17 protein-coding genes and 1 pseudogene are annotated in these 21721 nt (G+C 38.4%); 7 read left to right on the forward strand and 11 right to left on the reverse strand.

Features of this window, described 5'->3' with window-relative positions:
• Window positions 1–96: 96 nt before the first annotated feature.
• The gene (locus J7J00_RS00160; protein WP_214786418.1) at window positions 97–558 is read right to left on the reverse strand and encodes a hypothetical protein; all 462 of its coding nucleotides are present in this window, start codon (window positions 556–558) and stop codon (window positions 97–99) included.
• Window positions 559–957: 399 nt separating this feature from the next.
• Between J7J00_RS00160 and sduA the strand changes: the two genes are divergently transcribed.
• The gene (gene sduA / locus J7J00_RS00165; RefSeq protein WP_214786420.1) at window positions 958–2097 is read left to right on the forward strand and encodes a Shedu anti-phage system protein SduA; all 1140 of its coding nucleotides are present in this window, start codon (window positions 958–960) and stop codon (window positions 2095–2097) included.
• Between the two features lie 349 nt (window positions 2098–2446).
• Entirely contained in the window at window positions 2447–3955 is a 1509-nt protein-coding gene (locus J7J00_RS00170; RefSeq protein WP_214786422.1) for an HNH endonuclease, read from the forward strand.
• Between the two features lie 307 nt (window positions 3956–4262).
• Here J7J00_RS00170 and J7J00_RS00175 read toward each other — a convergent pair whose 3' ends face one another.
• Both J7J00_RS00175 and J7J00_RS00180 read right to left on the reverse strand, forming a co-directional pair.
• A complete protein-coding gene (locus tag J7J00_RS00175) occupies window positions 4263–4679 on the reverse strand; it encodes a hypothetical protein (protein ID WP_214786424.1) in 417 nt (138 codons plus the stop codon).
• Between the two features lie 498 nt (window positions 4680–5177).
• On the reverse strand, window positions 5178–6314 hold the full coding sequence (locus J7J00_RS00180) for a hypothetical protein (RefSeq protein WP_214786426.1): 1137 nt from the start codon (window positions 6312–6314) through the stop codon (window positions 5178–5180).
• A 971-nt stretch (window positions 6315–7285) separates the two neighbouring features.
• On the opposite strand from J7J00_RS00180, the gene J7J00_RS00185 reads away from it, so the two are divergent.
• On the forward strand, window positions 7286–8017 hold the full coding sequence (locus J7J00_RS00185; protein ID WP_214786428.1) for a M48 family metallopeptidase: 732 nt from the start codon (window positions 7286–7288) through the stop codon (window positions 8015–8017).
• Between the two features lie 80 nt (window positions 8018–8097).
• Here the strand turns inward: J7J00_RS00185 and J7J00_RS00190 are convergent, their stop codons facing one another.
• The 6 genes from J7J00_RS00190 to J7J00_RS27745 all read right to left on the reverse strand — a co-directional run bounded on the left by J7J00_RS00190 (window position 8098) and on the right by J7J00_RS27745 (window position 15771).
• Complete coding sequence (locus J7J00_RS00190) at window positions 8098–11034, reverse strand: type I restriction endonuclease subunit R (protein ID WP_214786429.1); 2937 nt, start codon at window positions 11032–11034, stop codon at window positions 8098–8100.
• A complete protein-coding gene (locus tag J7J00_RS00195; protein ID WP_214786431.1) occupies window positions 11031–11621 on the reverse strand; it encodes a hypothetical protein in 591 nt (196 codons plus the stop codon). Before J7J00_RS00195 ends, J7J00_RS00190 begins: the two co-directional genes overlap by 4 nt.
• A 64-nt stretch (window positions 11622–11685) precedes the next feature.
• Window positions 11686–12882 (reverse strand): restriction endonuclease subunit S, encoded by a 1197-nt coding sequence (locus J7J00_RS00200; RefSeq protein WP_214786433.1) that lies wholly within the window; start codon window positions 12880–12882, stop codon window positions 11686–11688.
• On the reverse strand, window positions 12872–14353 hold the full coding sequence (locus J7J00_RS00205; protein ID WP_214786435.1) for a type I restriction-modification system subunit M: 1482 nt from the start codon (window positions 14351–14353) through the stop codon (window positions 12872–12874). The genes J7J00_RS00200 and J7J00_RS00205 overlap by 11 nt, the downstream gene beginning before the upstream one ends.
• An 818-nt stretch (window positions 14354–15171) precedes the next feature.
• On the reverse strand, window positions 15172–15339 hold the full coding sequence (locus J7J00_RS27740; RefSeq protein ID WP_286201102.1) for a hypothetical protein: 168 nt from the start codon (window positions 15337–15339) through the stop codon (window positions 15172–15174).
• Between the two features lie 132 nt (window positions 15340–15471).
• The gene (locus J7J00_RS27745; RefSeq protein WP_286201103.1) at window positions 15472–15771 is read right to left on the reverse strand and encodes a hypothetical protein; all 300 of its coding nucleotides are present in this window, start codon (window positions 15769–15771) and stop codon (window positions 15472–15474) included.
• A gap of 390 nt (window positions 15772–16161) precedes the next feature.
• On the opposite strand from J7J00_RS27745, the gene J7J00_RS00215 reads away from it, so the two are divergent.
• The 4 genes and pseudogenes from J7J00_RS00215 (at window position 16162) to J7J00_RS27750 (ending at window position 19055) form a co-directional block, all read left to right on the forward strand.
• Entirely contained in the window at window positions 16162–17292 is a 1131-nt protein-coding gene (locus J7J00_RS00215; protein ID WP_214786437.1) for a site-specific integrase, read from the forward strand.
• Between the two features lie 58 nt (window positions 17293–17350).
• Window positions 17351–17887 (forward strand): annotated as a pseudogene (locus tag J7J00_RS00220) (DUF3898 domain-containing protein); the annotation flags it as partial.
• 205 nt (window positions 17888–18092) lie between these two features.
• Window positions 18093–18230 carry a hypothetical protein gene (locus J7J00_RS00225; protein WP_214786441.1) on the forward strand — a complete coding sequence of 46 codons (138 nt, stop codon included), beginning with the start codon at window positions 18093–18095 and terminating at the stop codon, window positions 18228–18230.
• A gap of 285 nt (window positions 18231–18515) precedes the next feature.
• Complete coding sequence (locus J7J00_RS27750; RefSeq protein ID WP_286201104.1) at window positions 18516–19055, forward strand: hypothetical protein; 540 nt, start codon at window positions 18516–18518, stop codon at window positions 19053–19055.
• Window positions 19056–19287: 232 nt separating this feature from the next.
• Here the strand turns inward: J7J00_RS27750 and J7J00_RS27755 are convergent, their stop codons facing one another.
• Together J7J00_RS27755 and J7J00_RS00235 are read right to left on the reverse strand one after the other, a co-directional pair.
• Window positions 19288–20007 carry a peptidase G2 autoproteolytic cleavage domain-containing protein gene (locus J7J00_RS27755; RefSeq protein WP_286201105.1) on the reverse strand — a complete coding sequence of 240 codons (720 nt, stop codon included), beginning with the start codon at window positions 20005–20007 and terminating at the stop codon, window positions 19288–19290.
• A complete protein-coding gene (locus J7J00_RS00235) occupies window positions 20008–21714 on the reverse strand; it encodes a serine-rich family protein (RefSeq protein ID WP_286201106.1) in 1707 nt (568 codons plus the stop codon).
• Between the last annotated feature and the right edge of the window lie 7 nt (window positions 21715–21721).

The raw sequence follows: 21721 nt of genomic DNA on the forward strand, positions 1-21721 counted from the left end.
TCTTCAAACTAAGGTATAATCTCGGGACAATAACGATTTAATCACTGTCATAATCAATCCAAAGAAAAGTTGAATTTTCTTTTAATTGTGATGGAATTATTTGAAGAAGTTTTCTGGCCATAGGAACTCAGGTAAATGTCTACGAATTAAATTAGCTTGATTATTATATCCTCTTTGCTCAAGTTCTCTTACAAATACAGGCCAAGGTGGAATATTACTCTTGTATACATTAGTTGAAGAAGTTGACATACCTCCTCCTACGGATGTTGATAAGCCTCCGTATTGAGCGGTAGAAAGACCTCCATATTGAGCAGTGGACAGACCTCCGTATTGAGCAGTGGACAGACCTCCGTATTGAGCGGTAGAAAGCCCTCCATATTGGGAGGTAGACATGCCTCCGTATTGGGAGGTAGACATGCCTCCGTATTGGGAGGTAGACATGCCTCCGTATTGAGAAGTAGATAACCCTCCATATTGGGAAGTAGATAACCCTCCTCCCTGTGATGTACTCAAATTGCGTGGCCATCTCTTCATTTGTTCATTTATTATTCTATTCATGAAAAACCCCCTATTGTTATCATATTACTTACTAGTTAATACCTCTTCAGAAATGAAATTTCGTTAAGCACAGATTTCACGAAGCTTTCATTTCATAAAATCAACATTCGCTTAGAATAATCGGTTAAATATACCTAAGATGTCATATTTAACCGTAACATAATTTGGATGGTGTTGACACATTTATTTTACATTTACTCTACTAACCTACCTCGTTAGCTCAATAAGTAATTTCATCAACAAAAGGAATTAATCTTTCTTGATTCAACCCTCCCTCAGAAAATAGTAAGTTAATATACCTTTTTTGTAATAGTATTCCGTTTCATTGAAATACAGTATACTGTTAGTAGAGATTTCCAAATCTATCAAAATGCAGTAATTGAGGAGTGTTCACTTAATATGAATGACAAAATTAATGTATGGACAACATCAAGAGACTCAGCTGTTTGTGATGACATTGAATTGAAAAAGACAACTACTACTAGACTTATCTTCAGACCCGAAATAGTGAACAATAGTAAAAATCCTGAGGCGTCTGTTAGAGGATGCTTCATTTTTCAAAAGAAACGAAAAAATGCCTCTTGGGAAGATTATAAGGAGTTAGATCTAAGTAAGTTAAAAGCTGAGGAATGGATTAAGTTAGAGCTAAATTCTGAGGCTATGCTGACTCTAACAAGAGAAATTCAAAAACACTATGCAGTACATGAAAAGTATGGGGTAATGTATGGAGGCTTTCAGCTTTTCAAGAGCAGTCCTGATATTGAAAGGCTGATTGAAATGTTTGAGAGTAACACTGATCTGTTTACTCAACTCCTAGAGGATGACAAGAGTGATGCACTAGAGAAAACATTGGAATGGATTGTTACAAATGATAACCCAGATAAAATAATTGACAGGCTTAAACATCTACAAGAGAAAGATTTAGACCAACTTAATACTCTTGTTGGGATAGCTAACCTTAAAAAAGTATTGTCTATTTGGGAAGGCAACAAACATAATACCTCTGAAAAGTTTTGGCAAAGTATCCTGAAAGAAAATACTTGGATTCTGAGTCAGATTTTCTCTAATCCAACTGTTTTGATTAATGATGAGGCTTATGTAGGTGGAAAGACTATAAACAATGATAGCGGCAAACTAGTTGATTTCTTATATGCGAATCCCTTCTCAAAAGATGCTGTACTGATTGAGATTAAGACTCCTTCAACTCCTCTAATTACTCCCACTGAGTACAGAACAGGAGTATATTCTGTACATAAGGACTTGATGGGAGCAGTTACACAAGTATTGACTTATAAGACAAGCCTACAAAGGGAATATCAGAATATAGACTATAACAATTATAGACAGGGAATCAAAACTGATTTTGACATTATAAACCCTTGTTGTGTTGTTATAGCAGGCAGATTTGATACATTAACTGATACTGCCCTTAGACATTCTTTTGAGTTGTACAGAAAAGAGCTGAAAAATGTAACCGTAATTACTTATGATGAGTTGTTTGAGAGGGTTAAGGGATTAATCAAGCTTTTAGAAGGCTAAAAAAGGGAATGGCAGTTTAAACTTGCCTTTTCTTTTTTAAAAAAAAATTTGCTTTTATCAAGGTCATCTAACCGTGGAACAGAGTGTCTGAAATAAGACACTTGGTGGTATTGTAATAAGAGAGACGAATAGCTAATAAGATAAGATAGAAATAATGCCTCCATGCAGGCAGTGGGTAGAGCAAGGGATCGTTCTGTATCACCATCACATGTTACTTTGATAATAAAACCAATATGTTTCAGAGTTCTGAGAGGAATAATAAGCCAATATGGACAATAGACTATACGTTTTAAAGGGGGAGGCAATACTTAAAATAGAAAAGAGTCACACATAGGAGAGTGAGAGGGAGTTGGAGATACAAGAAGCAGTTGAATTGTTTAGAGAAAACACCGATGAAAAGAACAGGACATGGGGACAAGATAGACCTAAAATCAACCGATTTATAGACTTAGTTGGAGGGAATACAGATGCACAGGAAGCCATAAGTGAAAGTAATCTTGTAGGTTTTTTTGAAACACTGGATAGAAATCTAAGTGGATATTATTTTACTTTGAAAAAGTTCTATACATTTGTACAAGGAAAAGTCTTAAATTTGCCGATAAGCGAAAGAAAGGTGTTTCCACTCGAAGTACCAAAGGACATGAACTTAGAAGGAAACAGTAGGAAACCAAAAGCCAACTACCTTCCGAAGGGATTTGACTTCTATCAACTGTTTAATGAGGATTTCTACGTCCATCTACATAACGAAACCGCTAGCCGAACCATTATGGCATGCATGGCAGTGGGGTTGGGAGCGGGATACAATACAGCGGACATTATAGACATGACCCTTGGGGACATTCAAGTAGATGGTGATACTATTCGAGTGAAGAATGTTTATGAGACCGAGAGCGTTCCGTGGATAGTGTTGACAGGGGAACTGGCGAAATTTATTAAGGTATACTACGACTTACGAATGAAGCTTGCTACTTCATCTGAAGCTACCACTCAACTATTCTTTGAAAAGTATTGGAATGGGAGAGATCTTGAAGTTGAGCCTGACATAGCGGGTGTAAACTCGAAAGGCTTTGTAGATAAGCCATCCAACATCATTGCCCTTATGACTTATATGTTAAGGTACATCTCTTTTAAAGTGGATATCGATCCACACTTATATCCCACTCACTTGTATATCAATACCATACTTCATCAACTTCTACAAACGGATGGTAAGGCATTAGAATCAATCATTCGTACCTTTGGGTGGGAGCGGACGTTTGTTCGAGAGTCCTTCTACCAGTACATTAAGTATCGTGAACAAAAAGAGTCCATAGGGTTCAATCCATTCGACTCGGACTCTCCGAGTGACTTCAATGAAGACCAACATACGGAAAGCGAGGAACAAAGTGATTTTTTTCTCAAATCTTCATCGGATGACGACCCTGAAACTGATGAAGATATTCTAATCATAGAGTTTTTGACAAGAAAGCGGGATACGAAGAGAGTAAGAGAGTTAAAGGTTCTTTATAGGAATTGTTGCCAGATCTGCGGAGAAGCACTAGTGGACATAAATGGCATCGGTTATTCCGAGGTGAATCATATTCAACCTCTGTCTAAACATAAGGGAGTGGATAGAGAGGTAAATATGATTGTACTTTGTCCGAACCATCACACGTTGATGGACATGGGAATTATTACGATAAACCCACAGGACAGAGAGACTATCTTACATGTGGATGGGAATAACCCCCTCCACCAAGCAAAATTGGTTATGGTAAAGCATCCGCTATCTGAGAAGTGTATCCAATATCACCATGATGTTATTTTTAATTCTATGAAAGAACGAATAAATAGAAGTTTGCACGAAAGGACAATCTAGGGAAGCAATAACTATTCCTTCTGAACTACAACATATTGGTGCGAAGAGAACGTAGACTCGCTCTTTCATTACCGTAGAGCAAGGGAGTCTTTAAACAAACTAAGAACAGTTGTAGACGACAGTACTTTTTTAGCTATCCAAATGGATAAGGTTATTCAAGCATTTGGTAACATACAATTCTAAATATGGAAAAGCCTATCATGTAGCAGTTAGTACAGAAAAAGCTTGCGGATGTATACTATCCTCAAGCTTTAAATTCATTGTACTGTTGACTAAAGCACCCGTTAGCTCAATATTTCTCTATTCTTTATCTCTGTTCATTAAGTTTGAAAATAGAGGATAATGTTTCACCGTCTTTCCCTTCCAAAACGCCCCATACCTGCTTTTCATCCTGCACGTCTGCCGAGCCAGTTTCGTTGAACCACACCTTATATTTCTGCCCTTCCTTGTTATCTTGGTCTATAAACCAAAATACAGCATCTTCTTTGCTACCTTTATCAACTGATGCTGTTTTATCCCATTTGACATCTGCTATAATGTCTTCAATCTTTTTGACATTATCTTTATCCAATACAGCTCGTCTATCACTTAATCCACCGTACTCTACTAATTGATAGCCAACGTCTTTTGCCACAGTTGAACCCGAAGTTTTAGAGGAACTTGAACATCCCCATAACGCCACAATGATAACAAGCAAACTGAAACTCCATAATAATTTCCTCATACTACACACCTCTTTTTTGTAAATTGTACCATTTATAAACAGTGTTGATTGAGGAATTTCAGTTTATTATCAACTCTATTTTACTACTTCTTCTTTACCTACCCTGCCTCGTTAGCTCAATAAGTAATTTCAACAAAAAAGGCATTAATCCTTCTTGAGAGTGTCTGAAATGAGACACTATTTGGTACTGTAATAAGAGAGACTAACGCCATAAAGAGAGACGAATACAAATAAGAGAGAGATAATGCCCCCTCAGACAGGCGGTGGGGAGAGCAAGCGATTGGTTCGCTTCCTCCCGATGCGAAAGTATTGAAGTAATAGGGGACGAGCTTCTATGAAAAAGGTAATACATTTTGTTGTAGCAGACTATATAAAAGACGGGTTTTATTAGTTTGTAAAGTCAATGGTATAAGTTCTGACCCCTTGTTCAATCGTCTGATCCAATATATAAAAAAGAGAGCCTCAAATAAGAGACTCCTTCAAAGTGTTTTAATTGCTTTAGACTTTTAACTTATACAAATCGAATAGCTGCTCCATCCACTCCACATACAGATTCTTCAAGTGCAACCTCTTAACACCGAGGTCATATCCTGTAAGGATATCCTCAAGTTCTTGCTGTGTGTAAAAGTATCTAATTATTTCTTCATCTTCTGCTGTGGCAAACCCAACCTTCATTTCCTTGTATTCCTTTAGCTTCTGTTTGTGGCGTTTCTCTGCCTTCTTCATGAAATTGGCTTTACGTTTAAGCACATAGTTAGCTTCATTATGATTTATGAATAGGTCTTTATTATTCACATAGGCTTCTAATGCTTCGGCACAATACGTTTCAAGATATCGCTGCACTGCTTTACTTGTACCTTTCAATATCACAGCGTATTCTTTCCAGTAATACTTAATGCTTAGGACATTGCCAAACTCATCTTTTACTTCTGCTAATGCTTGTTTCCATTCGAGCTTAAAGTTTTTAACCTTTTTAGCATTACGATGTGCAGTTAGATTGAATTCAACAACATCATGCTTCTTCATCAGATCCCGTCTAATATTTTGAATTTTCTTCATTATCTCGGGATTTATACTGATCTTTCCTTCTTTACTATACCCAATCCAGTTCTCATAGAAAAAGATGATACCACATTTTTTCATATGCTCTAAGGTCTTAACCAATTGCCCATATATATCAAGGCAGTGAAGTGTAAACTCATCTAATAGCTTCGTTTGGTCTTCTTCAAGAAGACCATTCTCAATAGTCAAATCAATATGCTTTTGACGTAGAGTACTGCTGCGTCTAGAATGTAATAAGTCAGATTCAAGTTCTGTAATTAGTCCGAATTCAACTGCCCATTTTCCTAAACTCATACTGGCTTGTTTTGTCATATCGTATTCTAAGTGAGTTGCTACAATTATGTCCATTGGGATTCTATGTTCAACTTGTTTTCTACCGCTTCTTACACGACCGTCTTTCCTCATAACCTTTTCATCAAGCTTAGTACATACGTATATGTTACTCCTACCTTGCTTAACGATTTCTACTACATATTCCTGCTCAGCTGTTTTAAAAATAGATTCTCTAGTTCTTGATCCTAGTTTACCGTCCTTTTTGAACTTAGCCTTTTGCGTCTTCGATCCAAATTTCATTACAAATTCTTCTGTTGTTAATGTCACTATATGTTCCTGCTTTCAATTAGAGGACTGCCTTTGACAGCCATTTTTACTCCCTCCTTACATAAATTAGTTAGGTTTTTACAAATAAGTAGACCCCTTAATATAGTGTGCAAGTTTTGTCGTAATATATTAATACTATCTAGATTTATATTATGTCAAAAGATGCACGCTTTTAATAACCTTAAAAACTCATGTTATTACTTGTGTTAAATGGGATTGAATACTCATTTATAGGTATGAGCATGATAGGTCGTCACCTTTAGGTGGCGAAGTGACCGAAGGGAGCGTCCCAAACAACGACCTTAAGGGAGGCGTAGCAGTGAGCGAAGCGAATGCCCTTTATTAAAGCTGATTCCCATATCTGTTTCCAAAGCTACCAAAGTATTCATTAACTTGGGATAGCAACCCTTTTTGCATTTCATACTCATACTTTCATTATACCAAACCCAGAATTGCTGTTTTTCATGGATTTCCCCATAAAAACCTTATGAAGTCTCCACAAATGCCTACCAAGGAACTTTTCATAGGTAATTTATAACATTCAATTACCGAAATTTTCTTTAAGTAACCCTGATACCTTAAGCATAGTCTTGAGCAATCATATTCTTCGAGATTCCTCTAATAAATACTAAGGGACAAGTTGTTTTTGTTAGGTGAAAAACACTGTATATCCGCCTCGTATCGAGGATTTTCAATGAAGCATATACGTGTGGATTGAGGTACTAATACGATTTGATCCAAAGGAACAGGTATGAAATGTGGAAAACCTCCCCCCTCCTTCAAAGCCTATATGATATAATCACATCTTCTTTCCTGACCTCTCATTAAATTACACTCTGAAATAACATAATATACTACACAGCGCCTAGCTGAACTAACATTACCAGTTGCAACGACACACTTCTATCCTTAAAATGGTGATATACAATGGAAGGAGATATATCATGCCTACTTTCCAATATGGAACTACAACTATTGAGTATGACATCGAATATGCGGACGATAAAAAAGACGTATCTATTATTGTTGAATGGATGGAAGGCATTCGGCTCATCGCCCCTATAGGTATTACTGATAAGCAAGTTACAGAAATCATACATAAGAAAGCTCCTACTATCCTTCAGAAGCTAAAAGAGGTAAATGAGATAGTGGAAACACCTTTATCAAAAGAGTTCGTGAGTGGCGAAAAATTCACCTATTTGGGACGAAATTACCGCTTGAAGGTATATAGAGAAGAAAGACTTCAGAAAGCTACGTTAGCTTTTATAAGAGGAAGATTTATCGCAACGATACCATATAGAATTGATGATTATGAAAAGAGACAACAATTGAATGAACTATTTAAGGCCTGGTATCTTGAACATGGTAAGGCGAAGATACAGTCTCGCTTAGAGTTGTATTGCGCTAAGATGGGTGTTGCACCAAATGAATTACAACTAAAGGAGCAGAGAATGCGTTGGGGTACTTGTACACCTGAGGGTAACATCTATTTAAACTGGCGAATTCTGATGTCACCGATGCCCATTATAGACTATGTACTTGTACATGAATTAGCACACTTAAAATATATGAATCATAGCAAAGATTACTGGAATTTCGTTCGCTTTATCCTACCTGATTATAAACAACGGAAGGAATGGTTACGGATAAATGGACCTACATTAACATTTGAATAGATAAAGCCATCCACGAGGGATGGCTTACTTTTTAGACATGGTATCTACTTCCTAATGAACATACTTCTGCACAACCTAAGTCATTTCCTGTAATGCACAGCAGCTAAATCTATTAATTGCTGAGTTAGACTCTCTAACTTATCTTTTGGACAAGGGCTTACACGCAGTTGCTTTTTTATTTTCTTTCGTATCTCACGCTTTACATCATCTTTATTCGTCCATTCCACAACTGCTTCCTGCTGAATAGTGTCCGTGATGAGATGTGTTAATGCCTTTAAATCTTCTACATCTTCATACGGAGGCATTTCTTTCTCAAGCATCTGATAAAACGGATATTGCTCACGAGTAAAGCCATGCTCTTGACTCTTCTCTGCTGTATTCCGCATGTCATTTACCATGCTGCTGAGTTCTGCCAATATCTCCTCAATATCCATCTGGCGGTCTTTGCGCCGTTGAAGCAGTTCTTCTAGCCGCTCTTTTAGGGATGTATAGTACACTGGATTTTCTTCAAGCTTGACTCTTATTTCATGACGAATAGCATGTTCCATTTCCGCAGCTTTACCTTCTGGCGTCTTCTCTTCCTCTATTCGCCTTTTAAATTTATTGGAGAGAATATCTATTGGTTCGTGTACTACATCAATGCCTACTGCCGCAAGATGCTCCTCTATAAGTTGCTTTACCTTTTCCCCGCAGTCACTGATGTCCATTCCATCAATACGATAGCGTGACTTCGCCGCTTGTCGTACCTTGCCCAAGAACTTCAAGTCGCCTATATAACCATGTGCCTTTGGACTTGGCATGACCATATCCATGCTTTCTGAGAGCCGTTTGAACGCTGTATCAAACTCTTTTCGCACGTCTTCTGGCTCTAGAACTTGTAAACACGCTTCTAGATTCTCTTTCGGTATATAGTCAAAAAAACGCATCGCAGAACGGTGACGTGACTGTAACCTTGGAATTTCAGTATCAATGCTCTGTAATGCTCCTTGTACATCTTCGGTATTGAAGATATGAAATGCTTGTTCTAGGAATCTGGAAACACCGAAGTAATCCACAATCAGACCATATGTCTTTTTGTCATAAGTACGGTTTGTACGAGCAATAGCTTGTAGAAGATTATGTTCTTTAATTGGCTTATCTAAATACATTACCTGTTCTATTGGAGCATCAAAACCTGTCAAAAGCTTATCACACACAATTATGAAACAAAGCGGGTCTTCTGAAATTGGCTTCTTAAATCTAGCAATGACTTCTTTTTCTTCATCTTTTGATATGTGATGCTTTTGAAGATGCTCCTTGTCATTATGACCTGCTGATATAATAACCCTTGATTCGTAGTTACTAAGTTCATCCAACATCTCTTTATACATTACTGCTGCTTCCCGACTAATAGCTACAACTTGTGCTTTAAAGCCATTTGGCTGGATATGAGTTTCATAATGTTCAATCATATCCAACACAATACGTTTAATCCGCTTTCGAGATGAGGTTATTGCTTCTTCAGTTACATACTTCTTTTTAATACGTTCACGGTCTTCCTCTTTATACTCACGAAATTGCCGTTCAAAAAGTTCATCTAACGAATCTCCCTGTACATGAAGGTCAACCATTCTCGCTTCATAGAAAATAGGTACTGTTGCTCCATCCTCTACAGCTTGTTCTATAGTGTATTTATCGATGTATGGTCCAAATGCACGATTGGTACTCTTATCTTTCTTATCAATTGGCGTACCTGTAAATGCTAAATAGCAAGCGTTTGGCATGGTACTTTTCATTATCGTCGCCAGTCCACCATACTGGGAACGATGAGACTCATCAATCATTACAAAGATGTTCTCAGCAGTTGATAGATTCTTGAACTCATTAGTCTCAGAATCCTCTTGGAATTTTTGAACCAATGTCATGATGGTAGAACCTGCACCTTGTTTGAGCAGCAGTCTTAATTCTACAACTGATTCTGCTTGTTGCGGATTCGGAAAACCGCATCGACGAAATGTGTTTGTGATTTGGTCATCCAAGTCTTTACGATCTGTTACAACGACGATTGTGGGGTTTTTCAATTCTTGAATACGTCGCAACTTCACCGCAAGATACACCATTGTAAGAGACTTACCGCTTCCCTGTGTATGCCATACGACACCACCACGCTGCGTTTTATCTTTTGCATGTAATATACGGTTCATCGCCTTGTTTACAGCACGGAACTGCTGGTAGCGAGCAAGCTTTTTAATCGTTCGCCCTTCTACTGGCTCATAAACAATAAAATTGCGAATTAAATCTAGCAGACTCTCCTTTGTTAACATTCCAGCTGTTAAAATATCCTGTGGTGTTGGAGAAACTCCAAGTTCTGCTACTGTTCTGGGATATGGGTCTTTCCACTCACCATAATGCTGTGCTTTTGCACCAATCGTTCCTGCTTTGGCACGGTCATTACTCGTGACAATCATAAATTGGTTGTAATGAAATAGCTGTTCATGAGAAATCTGATAGCGGGTAAGCTGACGTACTCCTTCACCAATTTGTTCATCTGGAGGCAGCATTGGACTTTTGCATTCAACAATTACAAGTGGTAATCCATTTATGAGAATAACAAGGTCAGGGCGAATGTTAGCTTTTGCATTGCTAATGGTAAATTGGTCTACCACCAGGAACTCATTGTTCTCAGGTTTTTCAAAATCAATGAGTTTTACTGTTTGGTTCTTCTTCCCTTTCCCAAGGTCTTGTTGAACAGAAATCATGTTGACTATCATCTCATGGAACTTTTGGTTTGCTTCCATTAGACTTGTCGATTCAATATGAGTAATGGAGCGTATAACCTTCGCAAGGTTTGTATCAGAAAGCCAAGGGTTTAATCGTAAGATGGCTTTATTTAAACGTTCCTTTAGTACGATTTCACTTCTTGATTCTCGTTCTGAATCTAGTAAAGAGCCATGAAGATGTTCATAACCTAGTTCTTGTAACTGTGTAATCAAGCGATTTTCAACAAGTTCTTTTTCGTTCCAGTTTTGTTTATTCATCGCCACCTCTCCGATAACTCTTTATCTTTTCTATACATCATGTATTGCAATAAAGATGATGGAAAAAAGTGCCTAGCGTTATACTTTTGACGCCTATAAGCCTCTAACCTATTGTAAATAAAGTGTTCAACATATTCTAAAGAAAATGTTAAGAAAGCTGTTGTTCTTTCAATTTCGTATTCTGACACAACAAGTTTTAAAAACTTCTTTCCGTTACTTTCCAACATAAAATGATTTTCGTGTTCGGACATCATTTCATCGATATCAAGCATAGAAAATCCTACTCTATTAAGAGCATGCTGCAATTTGTGTTGCTCAAAAGCATTTGAGGGATTTGCCCTAGGTCCAGTTTTTACTTCACAAAGTATTCCTGCAATTTCATACTCTTCTAAATAACTAAATAACTTCTCGTCCCAGTCATCTGTTCTACCGCCTACTACCTCTTTTACATACGGTAAACGTATAGCAAGTAAATCAGCATCCCCATCTCGATTATGCTGAGTTCGGTGGTAAACAAAGTTGTCTAATACAAAGAAACCATTAAAACGTAAATACCAATACGCAAGTTCTTCCCCATAATTCTTCATAAAGGCATCTCCTAAAAGTGGTCATATTCCCACAAGCTGTTTCTCATTCCACTTGCAGAGGAGGTCATACTTGTTCCACCTCAGCTTCATCAACTTTTACACGGACTTTTCCTGTGAGAAGGGATTGCATAAGACCTTGTTTTAGTGTTTGAAGATTTGCAAGAGTTTCTTGTTCCTTTTTAATTTTTGCATTAACTGAATTAAGATTCTTAACAATTTCTATTTGCTCATTTTGAGGAGGCAATAATACAGGAAAAGCTTTTAGTTGGGTTGAGTTTATTGATGCTAGGTTAGTTGTCTGTTTGGCACATTTCAAGAAATATGATTTACCATATTCACTTCCTACTAAGAAAGCCAGATATTCAGGTATTATCATAGTTCTATCTACCCTAACACGAAATACGTGATTTTGATGAATGCAGTTAGGTATTTCACTATGCCATATATAGCCTCTTCCTAATTTATCAGCATCTCCACCCTCTGTTAAAAGAATATCACCTTCTTCCAACGCATACCTTTCCAGTTCCTCTTGTGTCACGTCAATGTACTTTATTTCAGACAAGTCTAGATAACCATCTTGAACATTTGCAACCCTTAAATAGGGTACTGGGAATGTTTCTTTATCAGAAAGCTTTCTTCCCTTTGTCACGCCAGACTTAATTTGGGAACAATTTGATAAATGAACCACTTTCCATGATGCAGGAATTGAACCAACATGTGTTTTCACAAATTCCTTATGTCCAATCCCAATTGTAAGAATCTGCTGCATTAATCCTTTTTTTACTTTTTCTGTTTGCTCAATGATAGCTTCTGTTTTCTCTATATCGTCGTCTACAGAAGAAAGAATAGTTGCTATTTTTTGCTGTTCTTTTTGAGTTGGAAGCAGCATCTTGATGTTATATAAATTTTCTCTGTTTAAGCTAGGTACACCCGTTGCTTCGTTCAATTTTGCCAATTCAAAATTCGAGAGGAAATAATACAACCATTTTAGGTCTATAGATTTATTATCAACTGATAAACCATACGCTGTGTCTATAATCCAACAATCTTTATTAATATAAAAAGGTTTGTCAATAGTTCCCTTACGTCCAATCAAAATAAGAGGTGCTTTAAATAAGGGGGACTTTGCGTATCCAACTTGTCCAGATGTACCGTATATAGGATAATCGGAGGACTCAACACGAATTTTATTCGGTGATTTTCCATATTCAATTTTTGAGATATCTTTTAATTTAACATTTCCCCACTGTTCAATCACCATATCCCAACTCCTTTAAATACCCATACATAACCATTTCAATTTCCTCACGTTCTTTCTCCAGCTTACGAAGTTCAGCTAACGCAGATGCTACATCAATATGTTCTTCCTCTTCTGTTGTGTCGATATAACGAGCTATGTTTAAATTATAGTCATTTTCACGAATTTCTTCTATACTCACAGTACGACAATACTTCTCTGCTTCTTCATATTTATCATAGGCTGCTACAATTTTTTCAATATCTGGGTCACGTAATGTATTTTGGTTTTTTCCTTCTTGATAATCCTGAGAGCCGTCTAAGAAGAAAATTTTGTTTTTACGCTCTTCTTGCTTGTTACGGTTTAAGATGAGGATACATGCAGGGATACCTGTACCATAGAATAAGTTTGAAGGTAAACCAATCACTGCTTCAATTAGGTCCTCTTCAATAATCCCTTTACGAATTGTACCTTCTGCTGCACCACGGAATAAAACACCATGTGGCATAACAACCCCAGCTTTACCTTCGTGGTTTAATGTTGCAATCATATGCTGAATAAACGCATAGTCTCCTGCGGTTTTTGGTGGTAATCCAAATCGGAAGCGACCATATTCGTCACTTTCTGCTTCTTCACGTCCCCAGTTCTTTAAGCTGAATGGCGGATTAGCAATCACACGGTCATATAGGATTAGTTCGCCTTCCTCTGTAAGCTTTGGCTCACGAATTGTGTCTCCCTTTTCAATACGATGGTCGCTCAGTCCATGAAGTAAAAGGTTCATCTTACAAATTGCCCATGTATTGAGGTTTCTTTCCTGCCCATGTAGGACCAGATTTCGTGGGTTTCCACCTTTTTCTTTAATGTAGTCGACTGATTGGATAAGCATGCCACCAGAACCCGCTGTTGGGTCGCATACACGCATCCCTTCTTCTGGCTTAATGAGTTTCACAATAAGTTCTACTACTTTGCTTGGAGTGTAGAACTCCCCGCCTTTTTTTCCTGCATCGTCAGCAAACTGCTTAATGAGGTACTCATACGCACGACCAAGCATATCAGGCTCAGACAGACTTGCATTGCTTAAATCAATTTTGGCAAAGTGCTGCAGCAATTGTAGTAGAAGGTTGTCAGGCAACTTCTCCTTATCATTAAAGTCGATAGTTGCTAGTACTCCTTGTAACGATGCGTTTTCTTCTTCTAGCTTTTCGAAAGCCTTATTGATTGCATCTCCAATGTCTTGTGTTTTGGAACGGATATCTTCCCATCTTGCACCTTCTGGAACGAAGAACTGATGCTCGTCACGGTCATACCATCCATAATCATCTTGTTCTTCCTCTTCAATACGTTTTGCTGTTTCCACAAATACGTCATTTAGTCGTTTTAGGAACAGTAAGCCAAATATGTAATTTTTATAATCTGAGGAATAGATGCTTCCTCGTAATATGTTTGCTGATTCCCATAAATGTGATTCCAGTTGTTGTAACGTTAATTTCTCCATGTTGTTTCCTCCATTTGAATTGCATCTAAATAAATATGTATATGAATCAGAATAGCTACTTTCTACTATAGCAAAAGACCTGCTCTACAACTAGGTATTCCCGAAATATAGCAAGTATATGGTAATTGAACCACTTACTTAAAAGTTACCTAATAAAAGCAATATTTCATTAGATACCTAATACATTTGTGAAAAGAATTCAAGTACAAATTCATAGCATCAAAAAGGAATATAAACTATTTGTATCGTGTCCGTCTACCGTGATGTAAGCAAGTGTCTAAACTCTCCACAGTAATAAGGCTATGGAAGTTAAAATACTGCCCCTACTTCTCTCAAAAAAAGAACCGATATTGTTATCGCGCTTCCATATTCCTTATCCTTTAATATATACCTTTGATCTTGGAAAGGGGTGGTAACAAAGGAGAGGCTCAAGCATCTATGAAAATTTGACCAATCACCTTATTAAATATACAGATTCGATCTACAAACCAAACTAGGTAATATATCTTCATGTTACCTCATAAGTGGAACGTAAATTGTTTACTACTTCATCAACATCTAGATCCAATGCTTTAGAACTACAGCTACATTTGCACCTTTATTTAACAATGCATACTTATTAAACCGTATTTGAATGTTATTATGCGTTGGAGAGATTGCTATGAAATCACCAAGTAATAAACAATAGACTATTCTTCTTGCCATATCCTTTCTAATGACCGTATTCTATTTTATCAGTACCTCTAACAACTTCTTCAGAAAGTCATCAAAGGACAATTTAATTTGTTGATGATTTTTCATAATGCTTCCTTCTAGTTTCAACACTTTGCTATTGAAGTCGATATGCCATTTTCAAGCTGAACTAATGTATTTATTCGGATACCAGTTTTATACATCAATAGAACGGCTGCAGCGTCCCTTCCGTAGATGAAATTGCCTAGTCTAATAAAGGAACAGGACACTAACATCATGCTCTGTTGATCCATCTTTCACCTTTTGATCGACTTTAATGTTGATTGTTTTCCAGAATTTAATTTCAATCCAACGGTTATCAAAGCATCTAGAAAGAAAAGCCTTGAGCCATTTTAGACGTATTAATTTGGTCTGATTACTTACATTCATGCATCCAACCATTTATAAATGGTATTGGCAGTGATATCAGCAACACATCGGATATTCGTTACGCTTTGAAAATGCTCTACATGAAGTACATAATCGCTTATTGTACACCTTCTATTACCGCTGACCCTCATTTGCCTTGTAATTACGTCAAGTGCATTTGAAATCAAGATGGAGTCACTTAGAATAGCAGGTTGTTCAGTCATAGCTTTTGAAACGGCAGAACTAGAAACAGTTATTCCCTCTAATAGTCCTCTTACGCCTAATTCAACATCTAATAATCCTTTTCTTTTGGTCATACGAAAAAACCTCCTATATCGTTAGTAATGTAAGTCGATATACGGTGTAATTTCTTACATTACCGTTATACTGACCGTTTCACTAAACGATCTAGTTCGGATCAACCATTGAGATAAAGCCAGAAATCCTCATCCTCTACCGGCTTCATAAAACGATTAGCTAGGTCAATACTTACTTCTTTTTCAGTTGTTACCCTAGTAGTTTAGATAAACAAATTGCGAACTAGATAAAGCTTTTCGTCCTGATATGCTTCAACCTCCCTCTAAACATCTGATGTGAACACATCTATGTAGAGATTTTCAAAACTTCACCTCGAATTTATGGTAAAATAGAGATTATAAATGGAAACCTTTAACAAGCCCTATGACTTTAGTGGAGGTCTTGGAGCTATGAAAGGAAGCATTACTAAAAATAAAAAGACAGGTAAATGGGAGTTTGTTTTCGATAGTGGAACAGACCCTTTAACTGGTAAGCGTAAGCAAATCAAAAGAAGAGGCTTTGAATCTAAAAGCCTTGCAATGGACGAGATGACTAAGTTAAAAGCAGAAATATTAGGAAACGAGTTTCTCGATTTGACACAAATGTCATACTCTCAATACATGGAAGAGTGGTTTCAAGAAAGAAAAAGCCATCTACAGAATTCGACTTTTGAGATTCATTCAATCTTTTACCGAAATGTCATAAAGCCAAAACTCGGTCATTTTAAGTTACAGCAAATTGCACCTATACAAATACAAAAATTTGTTAACGGCCTAGTGAACGATATGTCTTATTCAGAACACACAGTCCATCTCATCTTTCGGATTGTAAGTGCATCCCTCAAGAAAGCTAAAACCCTTAAGCTCATAAAGGATAATCCCTCTATTGGTATTACGCTTCCAAAGGTCAAGCGAAAAGAGATAAATGTTTGGTCCGTGGAACAGGTCAATTTTCTCATTAGGGAAGCTAAGAAGATAAAGCGGCTAACCCGCTGCCATATTGGATTTCTTATATCAATATATACTGGTATGCGTCAAGGAGAGGTTCTTGGGTTGAGGTGGAAAGACGTTGACTTTGAAGCACAAATCATTTACGTGAGGCAAACTCTGACACAGAACGCAGTGATTAAGACAGGAGCAAAAAACAAGGCAAGCCTCCGTTCAATCCACATCCCAAACAAGCTAGTTGATGAGTTGAGAGCCTATAGGAAGCAGGTCTTACAGGAAAAACTGCTTTACGGACAAAGTTACCATGACAACGACCTAGTTGTCTGTACAAAAAGCGGCAAGCCTATGATACCTAGAAACTTCCGAAAAGAGTTCTATAATCTAATAGAACAACTTGGGCTGCCCAAAATACGCTTTCACGACCTTAGACATACTCATGCTACTATCTTGATTCAACAAAATGTAAATGTGAAGCTAATCTCGGAGAGGCTAGGTCATTCAGATATTGAAACAACTCTAAATACTTATAGTCATGTCCTACCAGATATGCAGAAATCCGTCTCGGATAAATTGGACAAAATTATCGGAATGTGACCAAATATGTGACCGATACAAATCCACAGTACCCTAAATGTAGTTATATCAATGTTTCAGCTACCTTTACCCCTACATGCCCGAAGAAGGTATGGTCGAAGAAGGAGAACTGAAAATCCACCAGGCTTCACATGCCCGCTACTTCGAGGACTTCTTGAAATTCGTCGAATATGGCGAATCGATGCCAGAAATCATGAAAAACCAGGTCATCCACATGGTCCATGAACATGTATCCGCACAATTCGAAGAAAACAGTGACGAATTGCACAAATTCGAACAGGACCTGGAAATCTGGGAAACGAGTGAAAAGCGGGAAATTCAGGAACGTCTTGAAACCCATCAGGTCGTCGAAGCCACAGCCCAGATTGTCGAGCATACACCTGAAGCCGAATTACGAATGAAGCTAGGCAGTACATCAATCAAAGGACTTCTAGCCGATTTCGGCGACAGCATCCATTTAGGAAAGATTAATGGAAAGTATGTATTAATGATAGAATCCGATACAATAGAGTTCGATAAAGGCGTTTCGCCGATTGAGTTTCATAGGCCGGATGATTTACAAGTGCTAATTGAAAAAATCATAAATAAAAGTTAAGAAATAGTCCGAGTCACACGAAAATTTGTGATTTGTGACTCGGAACGTGACTCTAGAGTCACAAAATACCTGTGTTATATCCCAATTATGGCGGTCTTCGTGACTGCCTTTTTTTATTTTTCTTCTATTATATAAACTTACCTCATTTGACGTGGGCCACCGCCCGGATCAGCACTATCTTGAAATAATGATTCAAGTCCCTTACATGAACAAGAAAAAAGCTAAAGGATTACTTGATCAATTAAAAGTGAAACAAGAAAAACTAGAGCTTGAAGATGTCGCAGATCGAAAGGTAAATGAATTTTCATTAGATGAGGTGTTCGATAGTGAACCAAAGGGATAAAGCGATTATTTACGACTTGAGACAATTCAGAATGATGTCAAGAAACCAGATAGTTGAATTACACTTTAAACATCTTAAGTTCTTAAGAATCCTATAAATTCAAGTAATAGCGTTTTAAAGCGTTTAACAAGGGATAACTTTATCAAATGCAGTACTCTTCACTCTTCATATGTTTACTTCACCTTTGACTGCAATATTAAACCAGACTCAACTAAAATCCCCCACTTCCTTGAACTTGTCGATTCGGTTATTGAAATGAAAGCCCATAGGGAAACCAAAAACATTATGATTGAGCCAAAATATGGTGACAAGGGAACAATTGACCCAGACATCTTTGCTATTTGGTTTAACCCTATATTTATTGAGGTTCAACGTAATGTTTACACGAAAGAAGTCATGCAAAAGAAAATTGATCTTTATGAAAACTATTATGATACAGGCGATTGGAAAGATGAACCTTGGCAAAAACCAGATAAAAAGGTATTTCCATCTATCCTAATTATTACCCCTACTCGATATGCAGTAAAAAGTACAAAGCTTGAAGTTTATCAATCCCCTTCCATTTCTGACTTTATTGAAAGTAGATCAGGTGAAGCAATATTAGAAGTAAAACCTAAACCTGTTAAAAATATTATTCAAACCGGTGGTTCATTGAAAATGAAAAAAGCCCCTACTCAAAAATTAGTAAGGGTTTTTTTCTATGGTGGTGGTACCACTTATGGGGTAGTAACGTTATCCAATTTTACCCAATTCAGTTCTAATTATTCATCCTATAATACCGCCCTACTCAAAGAGAGTAAGGGCATTTCGATGTTTTGCAGTTAAAAACAAGGTCTAAACTTATGGTATCCAGAGTATTCTTTTGTATTCATCCTACAACAACAATAACCCTCTCAATTAAGAGAAAGGTATAAAAGGTATAGATGAATGAGTTTTCATGTGGAGTATGATGGTGTATTCATTCTTAAGGAAGAAATTTCATTGATCTTTTAGTAGTTTAGAGAAAGATATTGAGGATTCTCTTTTAGCAAGTTATAGCTTGTACAGACTAAAAATATCAAAAATTTAATATTTTTTGTTTTTGAATCAAAAACTCTTCATCCGTTAAAAACCCTTGTTCTTTCAACTTGGCTAATTCTTTCAGGTGCTCAATGGATTGTTCATTTAATTTTGCTAGTTTTTCTAGCCTTTCAACAGTATCCAGATCATTTCTTGATGGTACAGTATTAAGCAAAACCAGTACTTGATTTGGTCCTGTGCGTTTTAATACAAAATATCCTTTCTCCACTTTAGTAGCCATACCCTCATCATTTGGCCAGCAATACCCATGAATCTCACACGTACCGTCATCTCTCACTAAAATCTTACCGAGGAGTCCTACCGGAACCCATTCAGGACGTTTTTTTCTCGGGATGTACTCACGCTGAGGATCCCATCCCGGACTAATAACAGGCTGGATTTCAGTTCGCTCAGGGATCATTTCATTCCTGTTCTGATCCTTTATTGCTGGAAGGATCACTTCATGGTAGGTTCTGCGCCCCCATTCATCGAGTTCATAACGGCCATGCCAGCTTAATCCCGCACTGTCCCCAATTAAACTTGGAGTGGCACTACTAATCCCTAAGATGAAGTCATCGGAGGATGTGGCGATTCTAATTTTATCCTTTTCACTAACTGTGACAAAATAACCGACATCAATCATGTTTCCGTCCACTGTTTCAAACATCTCGGCATAATCTGCCCCACCTGTATTATAAGCAGCACCGTCAATATACATTTAACCATCACTCTCCAGCCATTTTGCTCCTAACCCTCTCGTTACATTTGAAGTACCATTTCCGATAAACCACGAATTAGATTCTTCAGCATCACCAAAGCGTCCCATGATATGGGCATTTTGAAATCCTGCAGTGGTAGTACCCTCTCCTTCTGCATGGGAATTGGTTCCATCCGCAACAGTTTCTTGCCCTTCTGCATGGGATGCACTCCCATTGGCCATTGTTAAAAAACCTTCCGCATGTGCTGCAGGCCCATTAGCGACTGTTCGTTGCCCTTCGGCATCAGAGCCAAGACCATTTGCAATTGTACTTTCTCCTTCGGCATGAGAAAAATCCCCCAAAGCTTGCGGACCAGACAGGGACGTAACATCCTGAGTACCACCTTCCGCATGAGAAGCAAACCCACCTGCAATCGTTCCAATTCCCTCAGAGTGGGCACTATTTCCAAAAGAAAGGTTGGGAGAAGGATTGCTCGATGGATCTACACCGCCGCCTTCCACATGAGAGGCTCTACCACTGGCTGTATTCCCTTCTCCTTCCGCGTGGGCATTAAAACCGCTGACCGTTGTTTGATTATTCAATCCTTCAGTGTGTGAATTAGCTCCGTTTGTTGTTGTATTGTTCCCCTCAGCATGAGAAGCATCTCCATTGGCAGTTGTAAACAAACCTTCGCTGTGTGAAATATCTCCGTTGGCTACCGAAGCTCCTTCCGCATGAGAAGTCGATCCAAAAGCTCTTGACTGGCCTTCGGCATGAGACGCAAATCCATTTGCATTTGTATTGACACCTTCCGCATGAGAAGCATCTCCGCTTGCAGTTGTACTAATGCCTTCGGCATGGGACGCAAATCCACTGGACGTTGTCTGAAATCCTTCGGCATGGGAATCTGTTGCAGTAGCGTTTGTATTGCTACCCTCGGCATGAGAAGCTTCCCCACTTGCGGTTGTACTTTGCCCTTCCGCGTGGGAACGTGGCCCACTGGAGACAGAACCCTCCCCTTCGGCATGGGAGGAATTCCCACCCGCATTTGTTCCTAACCCTTCCGCGTGGGCAGCAAATCCACTCGCATTTGTATTGACACCTTCGGCATGGGAAGCAAGTCCATTGGAGATTGTACTAATTCCTTCCGCATGGGCAGCAGGATTACCGGCAGATGTATCGAAGCCCTCGGCATGAGATGCAGGTCCACTCGCGGTTGTCCCTACGCCTTCTGCGTGAGCACCATCTCCGCTTGCTAAGGTAGGTAATGGATTACCCATTTGATCTACTCCACCCCCTTTTGCATGGGAGGCCCTGCCACTTGCTGTATTCCCTTCTCCCTCCGCATGGGAACCAAACCCGCTTGCTGTCGTAGTAGATCCCTCTGCATGTGCTGTATCCGCAGTTGCCGCTGTCCGAAACCCTTCCGCGTGGGAGGAGTTTCCCGACGCAGTTGTTTCACTTCCTTCCGCGTGGGAAGCAACCCCGCTTGCTGTCGTAGTAGATCCCTCTGCGTGTGCCGTATCAGCAGTTGTTTCGGTATCATACCCTTCTGTGTGTGTAGCGTTACCACCTGCAGTTGTGGTACTTCCTTCTGCATGAGAAGCAGTCCCGTTGGCAATTGTATTGATTCCTTCGGCATGGGAGGCTATCCCATTAGCAGTTGTATTCATTCCTTCCGCTTCCGAACAAGCCCCTATCGGATTTTGGTTACATCCATTAGCCATCATCATT

Source organism: Bacillus sp. ISL-4, from assembly GCF_018613275.1.
Classification (GTDB): Bacteria; Bacillota; Bacilli; order Bacillales; family DSM-1321; genus Peribacillus; species Peribacillus simplex_E.

Coding starts and splice junctions, on each gene's coding strand:
- J7J00_RS00235 (WP_286201106.1), bottom strand. CDS start 21,714: ATGGCTAATGGATGTAACCAAAATCCGATAGGGGCTTGTTCGGAAGCG.
- sduA (WP_214786420.1), top strand. CDS start 958: ATGAATGACAAAATTAATGTATGGACAACATCAAGAGACTCAGCTGTT.
- J7J00_RS00225 (WP_214786441.1), top strand. CDS start 18,093: ATGAACAAGAAAAAAGCTAAAGGATTACTTGATCAATTAAAAGTGAAA.
- J7J00_RS00215 (WP_214786437.1), top strand. CDS start 16,162: ATGAAAGGAAGCATTACTAAAAATAAAAAGACAGGTAAATGGGAGTTT.
- J7J00_RS00200 (WP_214786433.1), bottom strand. CDS start 12,882: ATGGTGATTGAACAGTGGGGAAATGTTAAATTAAAAGATATCTCAAAA.
- J7J00_RS27745 (WP_286201103.1), bottom strand. CDS start 15,771: ATGACCAAAAGAAAAGGATTATTAGATGTTGAATTAGGCGTAAGAGGA.
- J7J00_RS00180 (WP_214786426.1), bottom strand. CDS start 6,314: ATGAAATTTGGATCGAAGACGCAAAAGGCTAAGTTCAAAAAGGACGGT.
- J7J00_RS00195 (WP_214786431.1), bottom strand. CDS start 11,621: ATGAAGAATTATGGGGAAGAACTTGCGTATTGGTATTTACGTTTTAAT.
- J7J00_RS27755 (WP_286201105.1), bottom strand. CDS start 20,007: ATGTATATTGACGGTGCTGCTTATAATACAGGTGGGGCAGATTATGCC.
- J7J00_RS00205 (WP_214786435.1), bottom strand. CDS start 14,353: ATGGAGAAATTAACGTTACAACAACTGGAATCACATTTATGGGAATCA.
- J7J00_RS00160 (WP_214786418.1), bottom strand. CDS start 558: ATGAATAGAATAATAAATGAACAAATGAAGAGATGGCCACGCAATTTG.
- J7J00_RS00175 (WP_214786424.1), bottom strand. CDS start 4,679: ATGAGGAAATTATTATGGAGTTTCAGTTTGCTTGTTATCATTGTGGCG.
- J7J00_RS27750 (WP_286201104.1), top strand. CDS start 18,516: ATGATTGAGCCAAAATATGGTGACAAGGGAACAATTGACCCAGACATC.
- J7J00_RS00185 (WP_214786428.1), top strand. CDS start 7,286: ATGCCTACTTTCCAATATGGAACTACAACTATTGAGTATGACATCGAA.
- J7J00_RS00190 (WP_214786429.1), bottom strand. CDS start 11,034: ATGAATAAACAAAACTGGAACGAAAAAGAACTTGTTGAAAATCGCTTG.
- J7J00_RS27740 (WP_286201102.1), bottom strand. CDS start 15,339: ATGGATCAACAGAGCATGATGTTAGTGTCCTGTTCCTTTATTAGACTA.